Source organism: Bradyrhizobium yuanmingense, from assembly GCF_025200905.1.
GTDB lineage: Bacteria > Pseudomonadota > Alphaproteobacteria > Rhizobiales > Xanthobacteraceae > Bradyrhizobium > Bradyrhizobium yuanmingense.
Map to the genome: position 1 here is coordinate 5,924,246 of NZ_CP104173.1, position 14,242 is coordinate 5,938,487.

The window sequence follows — 14,242 nt, forward strand, 5'->3', positions numbered from 1 at the left end:
CCGAGCCCGCGCGACAGAAAGCGATGCAACATCGGACATCCTCCCGGGTCACAAAAATCGTTCGCACCAGAACTTTAGCGCGCTGGAGCCGCTCGCGGTACGGCATCTGGCGGCGTCAGCCGTGCGCGTCGAAACGACCGACCGGCACCGGCTGGCTTGATTCAATCTTAGCGAGTACTATAATTTGACCATACACCCGACGCCTACCTGAAGTCCACACTGCAAAGTGAAAGCCGAGCGCGTTGCGGGTCATCAAAACCGGAAAAATCATTATGTGCATGATGTGTGTGCATCGCGGTTCGGGCGTTCCCAGAATAAAAACTCGCAAGCGCCGCGCGCTCGGTCTAGCTCAGCCGCAGGCCGGCGTGCAGGTGCGTGGCGTCGAGATCGTCCAGTGCGTTCAGGACCTGGCCAACTCGGTGCCATTGGTCGCTGATAAAGCGACGATCGTTCGCCTCTATCTCGAGCCGACCTCGCTGTCGCAGCCCGGGCAGATCACAGCCGAAATTGCCTGGAGCCGGAGCGGAGGAGGAGACACGTTCCTCCCCGCCATCAACTCGCTTCGAGTGAACCCGGGCTCGCCTTTCAGCCTCCGCGAACAGCGGGAGGATCTCGACAAGAGCCTCAACTTCCGCCTGCCGGCCGAGGCTATCGGCGCGGGCCAGCTCAACTTGCGCATCAGTCGCATCTTCCAGCCCGGAGGCGGTGACCTTCCGGCGGCGGCGTTCAACATCGCGCCCATAACATTCGCGGCGGCCCCGCCGCTGCGTATCCGGGTGATCGGTCTTCGGTACAAGGTGGGCGCGACGACCGTCACACCCGCTGCGGTGCACTTTTCGTATCTCAGGTCGTTTCTCAATCGCGCCTATCCGGTCGCCACGCTCGAATGGTCCCACATGGTGGTGGACGCGGACTTTACCGCGCCGTTCAACGACTCGACCGTCGACCTCGCCAATGCGCAGATCGCCGCACTACGGAGCCGCGAGGTGAGCAGCGGCGTCGATCCGCGCACGCACTATTACGGTCTGGTCGACGACAACGCGTCTGCCAACTTCATGCGCGGAAAGGCGTTCGCCATTCCGGGGGCGGCCCAGCCTGATACTGTAGCTTCCGGACCCGCGGGTGTCCCTAACGGCTTTGCTGGCGATGGGGACGCCTCATATGCCGACTGGTACGGCGCTCATGAGCTCGGGCATACGTTCGGCCGGTTTCATCCGGGATTTCCTCCCGGCGCGCAGGACGCAAGCGATTCGCAGTTTCCTTATGAGAACGGTTGCATCAGCAAGCCGGACAACAAATATGTCGGTGTCGATACCGGAGACCACGAACTCGGCTTGCCGGCCGCTGCCTTGCCGGGCCTCACATATCACGACGTGATGACCTATGCAGACAACCAGTGGCTATCGGCGTACACTTATCAGGCGATACTCACCCGGCTGCTGGAAGAGGACGCCCTCGGCCCGCCGGTCGCCTAGGAGGATCCGATGAAGACCGAAATCAAGACCGGATCATTCGTTCACGTCGTCGCCACCATCAACAAGACCGCTGGCGACGGCAAGATCATGTACGTTAACCCCTCGATCTCCACGGTCGCGTCGGACGCCGCCACCGACGACGAGGTGGAGCTTGTGGCCTACGACGCCAACGGCCAGGAAGTGTATCGTAACCCTGTCGTCGTCCGCCGATCATCCGCCGAACCCGACCGGCCGAACGATGTCGGCCTGATCCAGGCGGACCTTCCGCGCGTCGCCGGCATGAAGTCGGTAAGCCTCCAGCTCAAGGGGAAGGAGGTCAGCCGGTACGAAGCCGGGGCGGCGCCTCCCAAGCCGGCCGCAGGCGCGTTCGGGCTTGAGCTTGGCGGAGCTGTGGCAGCCAGCCGACGGCCATTGAAGATCAACCAGCTCGCCGGCCTGCAGCCTGTTGCCGGAGTGACCTACTCGATCCAGGTCAGGCCAGACAACAAGTCGACGTGGGACACGATCGCGGTGAGTCGTCCCACTCCCGAAGTAGACGTCGATCGCAATCAGTTCGCAGGCGCCAAACGCGCCGAGATACGCGTATTGCGGACGAGCGGATTCGATGAAGAAATCATCGCGGAAGATACTGTTGACTTGAAGTAGGCGCGCGAGCGGTCACCAGCTATACAAGGCCCGCCGGAGCTGCTATCTTACGTTGCAAGTGGGGATCGAACTAAAAATAAGAAAAGCGCATCCCGTGAGATCGATATTGCTACGCCTGCGAGATATTAGAAGGGGTGCAGGCAGGGATTTACTGACGCTTGCGCCGCGACTGAGCCTCTTCATGAGGCCTTGCGGGTTATGTTTCGCAAAGGACTGATCTGCAGCTTCGACAGAAACATGACGTACTTTCTCGATCTCGTAGCGGAGAACGAATGAACCGTTCCTTTCTGAAACGATGACACCAAGAGGACGAGCATGCTGGCAGCCGCTCTGGACAGACGAAATTTCGTTGCGGGAGGCCTAACGAGTCTCGCAATGCTTCTCACCGAATCCGGCGTCAAACTCAATGCGCAGACACCTCCCGTACGACGGGAGGTCCATGATCCGGCAGCGACACCAATGCTCCAGCTGTACAAGCGGGCCATCAAAGAGATGAAAGATCGGCCGGTCTGGGATCCGACGAGCTGGTGGTTTCAGGCGAATATTCACTGGACGCCGCAGCAGGATGATTCGAAAGGATGCTACGAAATCAATTGTTTCAACGGGCTGTTTCAGCCGCTGCCTGGCGCAACGCCGGAAGTACTCGCACGCATCCAGGCATCGCGCAGATTAGTCGCAGGAGAGGTGCCCCTAGATCCCTCTGTTGGTGTAGGACGTGATCGCATCTGGTTGAAGTGCCCACACCGCACCTACGATTTTCTGCCCTGGCATCGCGTCTACCTTTACTTCTTTGAGCGCATTATCGAGAGCGTTGTAGGTGAGCCGTTTGCTCTGCCCTACTGGAATTATCTCGATACCAGGCATCGAGATTTTCCGGCAAGCTTCAGACCTGCAAAGGAAAGTGATGGCAGCGACAATGCACTCTACTATTCGGACCGCAGTCCGCTATGCCGCGATCCGAACGACCCGTCCGTCCCTTCATCCGAAAAGCCGTTGATCCGCGACAGTGATTTGAACTGGCAAACGGCTGCCGACCAGCGCTTTCTGGAGCGAGGGGATGTCCTGGGCCTAGACCGTGGATTCTCTTTCCAGCTGGAGAGCGCGCCTCATGATCTGGTTCACGGCCGCATCGGCGTGATCACGGATCAGAATGTCCCCCTTGGAATGGCTACCCCAGCACTAGCGGCGCGTGATCCGATCTTCTATTTGCACCATTCAAATCTCGACCGCCTATGGGAATGGTGGAGGAACCAGCCGCCACTCGAGGGTGATCCGCCTCGCACGCCTGAGTACATCTGGACCCAAGAACCGTATCTATTCGTCTCGCCGAACGCTCAGAAGACCGGATTGACCGCAGGAGAGTCTTTCGGAATGGTCGGGACGGCTTACAGCTACGATCAACTGGCCCCAGTTCCGACGGCCGTGGCTGGATCCCCCCTGGCTGCTTCCTCACCTCGCCCACCAAACCGAGTGAGCCGAAGCGACGACGTCCTGTCCGTTACTCCCCGAGGATCGGCGGCGACACAGCTCGCTCCCGAACCGGGCGCGGGGGCGGCCGTCGCTTCACCGTCGAGCCGTTGGATATTGCGATTTTCGGAAGTCAGTTCGCCAGCTGCGCCCTCAGGTGTTTTCGATATCTACCTTGATGGGCCAGGCGCGGGCGCAGTTGCTGGTCAGCCTGCTGGAAGTTTTGCGCTTTTTGGTACGCACGATCATGCAATCGCTGGACATGCCGGCCAAACGGCTTCTGACAAGGTTATCGAAGTCACGAACCGCATGCGTGAACTGATCGCACAGGGAATCGATCCGGCCAGTGTGAGGATTACCGTAGTCTCCAATTCAACCAGCGCAGCCGCCGTCAGGATTGGGAGAATAGAACTGTTCAGTCGCTGATTACTATATCAGCGCCCTTTTTCATTTAGAGTTTCCTATGGCGCCACCACTCAACGAGAACCATCGCACGACGAGTGATACAAATGCCGTCAGCTCTGGTCTCCCGCGGGCGGATACAAGAGCGTTCGCATGGTCTCGCCTGTCGGCCTTGGCATTGTTGCTACAGCTGTTCGGCGCCTCAGGCATAGCCTCGGCCTCCCCGCCGGTGCTGGAGGGTTTGCAAGCGCCGAGCCAGGTGCCACGTGGCCTCGTGTTGGTTCAGGGCACGAACCTCGGTAAAGCTCGCATTATTTGGGATGCCAATTCGCCAAATCCAAAGGTCCTGCACGGAGCCGTTCAAGGCGCTGTGATGTTCTCGATTCCTCCCGGCGTGTCTCCCGGTTCTTACGCTGTCGCCATCGAGAACGACGAGGGTCGTTCATCTCCAGTTACAATGACCATTACTGGCGCTGCACCAGCTGCGCTTCCTAGGATCGACGACATCAGTCTTCTTGATACCAGATTTGACGATGGGGGAAGGGTTCGGTGCGTTCTGTACATTCAGGGCGCAAATGTGGATGTAGGCGCGACCGTACTCGTGGATGGCGTCGAACGCACTTCAGACGCGCACAAGGCGCTCTTCAACAATATGTTTGGTGCGAATCCTGCGGTGCTGGGATTTCCCATCAGGCATTATCTCTCGCGCGTCGTACCTCTTGACAGCTTCCCTGCCGGGTCGGAAATCCGCGTGCAGCTACGGAATGAACTCGGAGAGTTGAGTCTGGAGCGAATATTCAAGCTGCCTCTGGATGCAAGCTCCCTGGACAGTGATGGAGACGGTATCCCCGATGTCGTTGAGATCAACGGTTATCTCGGGAGCGAACCCGGCAGCACCTTGGTCGATATCAAGGCACTGGGCGCCGATCCGTTTCGCAAGGATATATTTGTCGAAGCCGATGTCATGGAGGGCGTGCTGTATCGGCCAATCGAGCGACTGGGAGCTACGCCAGGTACGTTCGATATAGCGCGGGAGATGTTTGCAAATGCCCCTATTTTGAATCCGTTCGGGCCAAACGGCATCAATCTGTTTGTTGATTCCTCGGGCTCTGTTCCCTCATGGGAGCTGCTTGAGTTCCGCTCGAGGCATGACCTGGCAACCCGAACTGCAAGTTTTGCTCTTCTGAAACAGGACCACTTCAGCCCCTCGCGCCGAGGTCTCTTTCATTATGCGATCTGGGCAAGAGCCCATCCGCTGGGATGGAGCGGCGAGAGCAATATCGATTTTGACGGGTCGAAGGTCGGTAACGACTTCATGGTAACGCTCGGAGATGCTCCAGTTCAATACCAGACATTGAAGTCACAGGCTGCGACATTCGCACACGAGCTCGGTCACAATCTGGGCCAGCGGCACGGCGGCACAAATCACTCCCGTTTCAAGCCGAATTATTGGAGCGTAATGTCTTATGCTTGGCAGCTTCGAATGAGTCAGGCTGACGCATTCCGTCGGCGGTATCCGACCTGCACCCCCGTCTACTATGCGACGGATGGGGCTGAAGAAGTAGATGGCACTGTGCCTCAGGTGGCTGGCTTTGTGATTGACTATTCGGAGGGAATTGGGCCGGAACTCGCCCCCAATGCGGGTAGCCTGAATGAACAAGTTGGGGTGTGCGGCTCGCCTATCGACTGGAACAAGAACGGCGTCATCGATTCCCAATACGTGACCGCCGTTATCGACGAGGATGAGCCCGCGGCCACCAAGGTGACGGACCACCCGAATTGGCCTAATCTCCGGTTTGACGGTCCACGTCTCGGTGGGAGGGTCACACCGTGATTGTCCTGAATCTTGCTCTGGCTGCGCTGACGACAATCTCCGCTCTCGGTGGCGCTTCTAATAGCGGGCGCTTTCGACACCCACAGTTGGTGCAGGCTGATCCGACGACCGACGCCCTGAGGAATAAGCTGCAGCAGCAGGACGCCGTTGAGAACCGCTTGCGTGCTGTTGTGCCGCCCGGAAGAACGCAAAATACGGACCTGAACCAAGCCGTTAACCCGCCGACGTCGACAAGCGACGCCGACAAGATTGGCCGCGTGCAGCGCCTGATAGAGGAGATGGAACGCAGGAAAGGTGCAGAAACCGGTACCGTTCGGGTGCACCCTTCGACTGGCGGCGCAGTTCGGCTGGAATTTGATGTGAAGAAAATGAATCGTAACTTCACTGCAGGTGTCGAAGTTCCGATGGGAAATACGATCGCAATGCCGCCCGATCCTGCCATTGACGCGGTGATCGCACCCGCAGACGTTGAATACCGGGTCAACTCGGACCACGCCTCCGAAGAACAGGTGGTGGCCGTAAAGCGAAACAGTGAAGTGCTCGCCACAGCGTTCCGGTCCGGCGAACAACCGGTCTCCCTCGACGTCCAAACAGCGAACCTGAGGGCCCGTCAAATAGCCGGTCCGGCAGGAGAGCTCGCTGTAGCGGTGACAGTTGGCGCCGAGACGCGAGAATTGACTCCGGGAACATCGAGCCAGTTCGGCAACATCGAGGTCTCGATACAAACAAGCTCCAATCGCTCCACTACCAAGCAATACAACGAGGGCCCGGCTTACGCACTGCGGTTGCAGGTGCGGTCGATAAAATAACTTTCAAGCTCGGGACCGCTCAATACATTCTCCTGAGCCGGAGTGAATCCTCAGCTCGCTTTAGGCGCGCACGTGCCGGAGCGCGAAGAATGCCTATCTCTACCCGTTAGTTGCCGCAGGAGAATGGCCGGTAATTTCTCGCCCGTCCTTCAGGCAATGCGTAAGCTGACATTTTTTCTTGCCTGCCTGACAAGCAGCGATAGAATAGCTCTGGTTGTGATACAACGAAATGCACGGAGCAATGATGCTGTCTCGATGCAGTATTTCAGCCCCCTATATTGCTATTGTCCTCCTGGCCCTAATTGCGAGTACCGGGCTGGCTTGCGCGCAGGTGCCTGTCACGGACCCTTGTGCCCCCTACCCGCGCAATCCGCAGCAGCGTGAGGCTTGGATCAAAGAGCTCATCAGAAGCTTTGGCTTTGCCGATTTTCATGAACCTGCTGTCGTCCGACCGACAAACCAAAGCGCCCCCTACGAGCTCGTTGTCCAATACTCGAAGGGGAAGAAAGTCGCAGGGTGCGATGTTGAGCTTCGCTCCTATAACGGCGATCTCGTTGGCTCCACCATTCGCGCAAGACCGGGTGATACGCTTTTCATCCGCCTGACGAACAAACTGCCAGATGTGACGCATCATCACCCGCAGGATCCACATCCGGCTGACCATGACGGTGATTTCAGCTTCAATATCACCAATCTTCACACACACGGGCTGCACACCTCCCCGTCCGGCAACGGCGACAACGTTTTCCTGGAGATACGGCCAGAGAAGTATCCGGGTGACCCCAAGGCTACGCAGCTGTATCGGATCCACATCCCCGACAAGCATCCGACAGGTACCTTCTGGTATCACGCTCACTTTCATGGCAGCACCGGCGTGCAGGTTTCCAGCGGGATGGCAGGAGCTCTCATTATCGAGGGTGGTCAGGATGCAAACGGTGGGCTGGATGCCGTACCCGAAATCAAGGCTGCCGAACAAAAAGTCTTCGTTGTTCAGCAGATAAGATTTGGACCTGACGGAAAGCTTGAGGACTTCGACAAGGCGATTCCGGACCGGCAGTGGTCGCGTAACATTACAGTAAATGGCGTGTTCGTTCCGACGATCCGGATTCATCCGGGCGAGGTGCAGCGATGGCGCTTTGTTCATGCGGGCGTCGAAGACAATATCGCCCTGGCACTTGACGGCCATCAGCTCCATGAAATCGCAGCAGATGGACTGGCCTTGGGTCGCCGGGTGGACTGGCCAGCGGCCGAGCCTTCTCAAGAGGGTGTCCGCGAGTTGCTGCTCGGTCCCGGTTACCGCAGTGACGTTCTAGTCAAGGCCGCCCCTCTCGCCCCTGGCGAGACGTCGAAGGAGTACTTCCTGCGAGACGGCATGTTGCCCGCCGCCCTGTCGTTGCAAGCCGCAACCGCGGTAATCCGGGTCGCGCAGTCAAGAGCGGCCTTCAATGCAGGGGATCTCATTGCCGACATCGGAAACAAACCGCAACGCATCATTGCACGAGTGCTCGTTGAGGGCGCCTCCAGAGACATGGCATTGCCGAGTGGCGAAGAGCTGCGTGACCGTGTCCCGAGCGACCTCGTTCCGATCAGGGACGAGGAATTGGCTGACGCGGAGCAGTCGGTGCGCTTCGATGGCATGAGCCGCCGCTCCTGCACCCCGGACGGGAATTGCCCGATATGCCAGACCGAAACTCCCGACTGCAAGATTCATTTTACGTCGAATGAACGAGTCTTTATGCCCGAGCATGCGCCGCGCATGCTCAAGCTAGGGCAAGCATCCAAATGGACCATAACAGGTGATGGGATTTTCCCTCATCCCTTTCATATTCACGTCAACGCGTTCGAAGTAGAGCGCGAGGAGCCCGCGAAGGATGGCAAGATGCAGCAGGCGAAACTTTGGAAGGATACGATCATCCTGCCAGCCGGTGGCCAACCAAAGCCGATAGTCATCAGGTCTCGATATTTGGACTACGAAGGAGAGTTTGTCATGCATTGTCACATCCTCGGACACGAGGATATGGGAATGATGGAACGCGTCAAAATTGCAAAGTAAGGACCCTGTCTCATGGCCAGCTATAACGTCACGATCAAGAATTTCGCTTTTTCCCCGTCGCAGATTGAAATCAAACAAGGCGACAAAGTCATATGGACAAGTGAGGATACTGTTGCGCATACCGTAACGGCTGATGGTGGCGAGTTCGACAGCGGCGACATGGTCAAGGGTGACCCGCCCTTCGAGCATACGTTTGGAACGACCGGAGAAATCCCGTACCACTGTGACCATCACGGCGGAATGAGGGGAAAGGTTACCGTAAAGACATAGAAGGGAGGCCTCCTCACCTTTGGAAGGGCGTCCTGCACAAGTCGGACAGATTTGTCTCTGGTTCGCCTGCGCGGCCAAACCGGCCCTCAGACGAGCACGGCCCCGTCCGTTAGAGACGAGACTATCGGTCAAGCGCCGGGTGCGGCGGCTCGCTTGGTTATTGATCTGCGAGCTGGATCGTCCGAAGAACCACTGAGTCATCCTCGGTCTCAAGCGTAACCGTGTCTGTGGGCCCCACGATCCAGAATTCGCCTAACCCGCGTTCCCGCCGATTCCCGTTGATGATTGTCGTGAGCTTTCCTGCCCTCAACTCATAGATCAGAAAGCCGCCTGTGGCTTTGAGCGGGAGCGAAGACCCTGCCCCTGCCGCTGGCGACGCCGCCGTAGTTGAGCCAGCCACTCGTGTGCCAGGGCGCAGACTTAATTCCTGATAGTGAAGTACCGGCACGTCCAGACCAGCCCCCCCCGCTTGTGGCGCTGCAGCTGGTCGGTTCCTCCCCACGACGCGTTGAGCGATCAGCGGGCCGGAGTAGCGGTCGCGAGCGAAAATGCCTGCCGTATTTGCGGCAGTTTGAGCCCAAACGGGCTCGCGAGACAACGAGAGTATGGGGATGGGGATGGCGATGGCGATGACGATGAGGACGCGAAGTGGGACGCTGCTCATCGATGTTCTCCGGTTATCTGGCCGTTTCGAGCATGTAGAGTACGCCGGCGGTTGTCGCAACGAACACTCGGCCATCGGCGAGGACGGGCTCGGTGAAAATGCGGTCACTAGTGTTACCGGGGTCAAGATCGATATCCGCGAGGATTTGAGGACGGGGAACGAGTCTGAAACCGTTGGGCACGCAGTCGGCCTGTAAAACCTCCGGATTATCGCATATCGACCCCGCTGGTGGCCAAACCGACGGATCTGCGAGCACAACGAGGTGCCCTTGTGCGGTGCCCAGAAACACGATGCCCCGCGTGACCGTCGGCGGCCCAAGCTGGTAGGCCGTATTTTTCCTCGTGCCCGGAATGTCTGCTACCCACCGCACTGGACCAGAAGGCCCTACGCAGACGTCGAGCGCATGCAACCGGGTGAACCCGGGTGGTACCTGTCCGGCTTCCACGGTATAGCCACCGGTGGTCGTGATGAACGTGTCGCGCCAAGCAGCGCCCGGAATCAGATAGCGCGTATCTCCGTGGGTCCCGCTTGTAAAAGGGATGCCCGTTGGAGGAAATTGCCAGCGTACCACCGGGTTTCCCCCCGCACCGGCACCCGCACGTGCTGCATAGCTCCAGCCATCCTTCTGCGTCGAAGCAACCGTAGCTCCGCAACGTGCGTCGAGCAGGGTAGGACCTGACGCCCAATCGGGATCATCGTCCATGTTGAATGGCACCGGCTTGAGCTTCCACTCGAGTGCGCCGGTTGCGGCATTCAGTCTTAGCAGACTTAACGAGTGATCGACACTTGGCTGCGGTTGACTTCCGCCGTTCCAGAGCCGCGCATTACCGGTTGTCGCGTAAATCGCATTACCCAACAGTCCCCCCGCCAGTGAGGACCAGATTCCGCCGCCACGCGTGCTCGTAGCCTTGAAATCGAAAGAAGCAACGATGTTGCCGGAATTGATGTCGACCGAAGCGACACGCCCGTTCTGGATCGGGCTATCTGCATGGTTTGCGATCCCCACATACACACGATTTCCGATTACGAGTGGCGAGGAGTAACCGATATTCTCGTGCAGTTCTCGGCCATCGCCTGGTGTGAGCCCATTGAGAGCCGCGATCTCTGGAGACTTCCAGATTTCCGCACCGCTCGCGGGATCGAGAGCAAACAGCCGGCCGCTGCCCAGCCTGCGTCCGACAGATTGGTCGGGCCCCCCGAAAATAACTGCATCTCTCTCCCTGACCGTGCCGATTGACGCGCTCGCTGGCAGTCCTTCGGAAGAAGGGTTATGTGCGGAGACTGTCTCATATTGGGAGCGCAGCGCAGGATCGCCGGCCTTTGGATATTGCCAGAGCAGATTGCCGCTCGCCGCATCGATAGCGTAGAGCCTCCCATTGCCGTTTCCGATGAAAACACGCCCCTGGTGGACGATGGCAGATGCGCGGAAACCGCGTGGATCATCCGGTGGCCGGAACGTCCACTTTACCTTAAGCGTTTTGACCTGTTGCGGGTCCGCCAGTGGAGAGTCGAACGGCTGCTGCGCGTCCCGCAGTCCACTGTGCCGGAAAGCAGGCCACTCCCGCGAACAGACTTTCGGATCACGGTCTCCACAACCGGCGTTGGCGACGTAAACGAGATCCGCCACACAACGTCCCATCGACTGCACCACTGATATCTTCTCGCCTTCCTTTATCGCGCGCGTCAGAGCGACTTGGGCACCACCGCCATCCCCGATTTCTTCAGCCTCTGCGTAAATCCTGATCCTTGATCCGGGGACGAACTCCACTACCTCGATGATCGTATCACCCGGTAGCGGCTGACGAATCTTTGCGGCGGGCAGCTGGCTGCAGGGCTTCGCCGGCGTCTTCGGTCCCGGTGCACTGGCAGTACACAGTGCCTGGGTGGCCCAGTAGTTGCCGGTCCCCTTCCCGCGAGGGTTCAGTCCAATCTGCTGCGCACCGCCAGGAGTGGGCTGTCCCCCGACCTGGTTGGGATTCGGTATCATGTTGTCAGTGAACACCTTGATATCGGCACCGTTGAGCAGCGGACTCGAGGCCGGCCCGCGCACCACCGCAACGGGGGCACCTTCATACACCGTGTCAACCACCGGCCCCGGTAATGAGGACGGTTGCGACTGCACAATCTCGGCGCGCGACACCGGACTGATATCGCGGCAAATTCCGGACTGCGCGGTGATGCGTTGCCCCTTCCGAAACGCGGGGTTCACGAACGTATAGGCAAAATCCGCGTTACCACCTATCTCGGTTTTCGGACCGAAACCACCGCCCGCCAGCGGATCCTCGGCAAATACTTTCCACCGTGCCCCAGGGATTACGTCGGCAATGCCGACTGCCCGCCCGCAATCGTAACAAGGCGCCGGATTCAACCGCGGCTGCGGCAGGCCTGCTGGATAGTCATCCTTGTAGGACGTGACGGTCACCGCATTCGAAGGCTTGCTTTTCACTCCACCCACAACCTGGACAGCAGTGATGACTTGCCCGATTTCAAATGGCGTCGCTACCTTGATCGGCTGATTGGCGATCTCGGACGCAGTGGCCGAACCAATGGGATTTGGTTGGCCAGCAAGGTAGATCTCGATCTGCGCATCCGGAACGTAGCCGTTCACGACAACCGTCTGAGCGCATTCGTAGATCGGTCTTGTGAGCAGGATCGGCGAGACCACCTCCGGATTGTTTTGAAATCTTCCGCCACCCGGTTGCAGATGCGGGTCTCGCTCGGGCGCTGGCTGTGCGCTCACGACAGGGCAACCGACCATCATGGCGCTCACGATGATGGAAATGGCCAAACGAACCTGCATGCGCCCCTCCCTTTCCAAAAAAGTGCTCTCAGTGCCGTGCTGGCGAAAGCACAATCAGTCGCGCGACAAAGGGGCGTTCCCCGCCAGTATTGTCGACTGCAATCCGCTGGTCGCTATCGAGCGCAACGACAGCGCCGGGACGCACCTGCTGGGACTTGCCGTCAACAATCAGAGTCGCTTCACCGGCCTCTACGTCCAGCATTGCACGACCAGGCGCGGTAAGTTCTTGGGAGGCTTTACGCGCACCGACCAGCAGGTCGATCACCTCGACAGTCCGACCTCCCGCGTCACCTTTGAAAATTGATCGGCTGAGCAGCCCGGGCACGAGTTGTCGATATCCGCCAGGCACGTCGACCTGAGCAAAGGCACTTTTGACTGGGACAACTATCGAGATTGATATGAGGACTGCGCCGCAACAACGGGAACGGATCGCCAGAAGCATATCATCCACCTAAATAAGAAGACCAATCTTGCCACTTGACTGCAGGCCAAACCTTCAGACCTGTCGCATTCGGACATGCGGTATCAATGTTGGCTTCGAGTCAGAGCTACACACTTCTGGAGATAAGCGCCTCTTGAAAAAGGCCGGCTTACTTCCCTTGGCATCACTTGAGAACTTTTTTCGGCGCCAATAGAATTGTGGCTACATTTCGAAATCCTTTCGTTAATCCAAACTTGCCGAAGCCTAGAACTTGGAAAGTTGCCTTGGCCCGCGACTGGTATCCTCGAGCGACCACGATCTCGGCGGCGTAATCTTCAGCTCACGACTGTTTGTCGCACCTCTCGCTCGGGATAAAGCTTAAGTAGCATCATTATTCGCTCACGCTTTTATAGATTTCAATCTAAAAGAGTGACAGTATAGCTTACTATTTTTGCGAGTTCTTACCTCCGCTCATCTGAAATCGTCACGACGGCCTGGGCAACTTCCGCGCCGGGGAACACAAAGGAGGTGAATAACCGCGGCACGACCTGTTGGCGTAATGGCCTGCGCGCGCCGCCCCGATGGACACTGGCAGGATGCCGCTTGGCCCAACCGGGACACCGAAATTGGTGGTCTCTGCTTCTTCGTCCAAGTCGAGTGAAGCCCCCTCTTGAGGCCGGCTGGCACCGCTCACTCGTCCGACAAGCAGCGGCGACGCCAGTACACCAAACACATTGCCAGCGAGGAGGTGACCGACATGCGAGCGAGCCACATCCTGGATCATCATCTCGTCTGATCGTGATTCGACGGCGGCTCTCCGCCAGCAACGTTGCCACCTCGTCGATGACATAACTGTTCCAGGGATTGTCGCGCTTTATGTTGGCGCGGTTGTCCGCCAGTTGGGGGTCCGTGGATATCAAGATGCAGACCCGTTACTTCTTTGGTCTCGAAAAAGACCGACAGGCGGGTTGGCGTCGGCTCTGGCAGGACATCGCCACCGTCGTTCAACCGCATGGCGATCTTGACTGACGGGGGCAACTCAACATCTTCGCGACGGATTGCCCGCGTCAATCAGAGGCGATGGGTCTGGGGCTTGTAGTCTATGCCTGCGGATCCCCACTCGCCGGTTCAGCTCGCCGCCGATCTCAACGTGGGCCAACTGGCCGATTTCGGACAACTGCGCGCACACTTTGTGGCCGCTCCTGCCCCTTGTCGCGGCTCACGGCCAGCTTGCCCGGTCTGCGATCCGTGCCCCTCATCGGCAGCATATCGTCCAGCGCCTGATCGATATCATTGCAGATGACCGTCTTGCCGCCATCGCGCGCGATGGACGATTGCGCGATGCGCCGCATGAACTCCTTGATGAAGGCGGCGATGTTAAGAAGTGGTGGCGAGAGCATGA

Annotated in this window: 10 protein-coding genes; 8 read left to right on the top strand and 2 right to left on the bottom strand. The window is 58.5% G+C overall.

What is annotated here, in order from left to right; all coding sequences use genetic code 11:
- Positions 1-242: 242 nt before the first annotated feature.
- The 7 genes from N2605_RS27490 to N2605_RS27520 all read left to right on the top strand — a co-directional run bounded on the left by N2605_RS27490 (position 243) and on the right by N2605_RS27520 (position 8,955).
- The gene (locus tag N2605_RS27490; RefSeq protein ID WP_260343906.1) at positions 243-1,475 is read left to right on the top strand and encodes a hypothetical protein; all 1,233 of its coding nucleotides are present in this window, start codon (positions 243-245) and stop codon (positions 1,473-1,475) included.
- Between the two features lie 9 nt (positions 1,476-1,484).
- Positions 1,485-2,120, top strand: a complete 636-nt coding sequence (locus N2605_RS27495; RefSeq protein WP_260343907.1) for a hypothetical protein — start codon at positions 1,485-1,487, stop codon at positions 2,118-2,120.
- Positions 2,121-2,495: 375 nt separating this feature from the next.
- The gene (locus tag N2605_RS27500) at positions 2,496-4,013 is read left to right on the top strand and encodes a tyrosinase family protein (RefSeq protein WP_260343909.1); all 1,518 of its coding nucleotides are present in this window, start codon (positions 2,496-2,498) and stop codon (positions 4,011-4,013) included.
- 37 nt (positions 4,014-4,050) lie between these two features.
- Complete coding sequence (locus N2605_RS27505) at positions 4,051-5,823, top strand: hypothetical protein (protein WP_260343912.1); 1,773 nt, start codon at positions 4,051-4,053, stop codon at positions 5,821-5,823.
- Positions 5,820-6,632 carry a hypothetical protein gene (locus tag N2605_RS27510; RefSeq protein ID WP_260343914.1) on the top strand — a complete coding sequence of 271 codons (813 nt, stop codon included), beginning with the start codon at positions 5,820-5,822 and terminating at the stop codon, positions 6,630-6,632. Before N2605_RS27505 ends, N2605_RS27510 begins: the two co-directional genes overlap by 4 nt.
- A gap of 229 nt (positions 6,633-6,861) precedes the next feature.
- Positions 6,862-8,685 (top strand): multicopper oxidase family protein, encoded by a 1,824-nt coding sequence (locus N2605_RS27515; RefSeq protein WP_260343917.1) that lies wholly within the window; start codon positions 6,862-6,864, stop codon positions 8,683-8,685.
- A gap of 12 nt (positions 8,686-8,697) precedes the next feature.
- Positions 8,698-8,955, top strand: a complete 258-nt coding sequence (locus tag N2605_RS27520) for a plastocyanin/azurin family copper-binding protein (RefSeq protein ID WP_091963773.1) — start codon at positions 8,698-8,700, stop codon at positions 8,953-8,955.
- A 677-nt stretch (positions 8,956-9,632) separates the two neighbouring features.
- On the opposite strand, the gene N2605_RS27525 is transcribed toward N2605_RS27520, so the two are convergent.
- Positions 9,633-12,419, bottom strand: coding sequence for an outer membrane protein assembly factor BamB family protein (locus tag N2605_RS27525; RefSeq protein ID WP_260343918.1), 2,787 nt, complete (start codon positions 12,417-12,419; stop codon positions 9,633-9,635).
- Here N2605_RS27525 and N2605_RS27530 point away from each other — a divergent pair.
- Positions 12,400-12,723 carry a hypothetical protein gene (locus N2605_RS27530; protein ID WP_260343919.1) on the top strand — a complete coding sequence of 108 codons (324 nt, stop codon included), beginning with the start codon at positions 12,400-12,402 and terminating at the stop codon, positions 12,721-12,723. The genes N2605_RS27525 and N2605_RS27530 overlap by 20 nt on opposite strands.
- Before the next feature lie 1,262 nt (positions 12,724-13,985).
- Here the strand turns inward: N2605_RS27530 and N2605_RS27535 are convergent.
- On the bottom strand, positions 13,986-14,240 hold the full coding sequence (locus tag N2605_RS27535) for a hypothetical protein (RefSeq protein WP_260343920.1): 255 nt from the start codon (positions 14,238-14,240) through the stop codon (positions 13,986-13,988).
- Between the last annotated feature and the right edge of the window lie 2 nt (positions 14,241-14,242).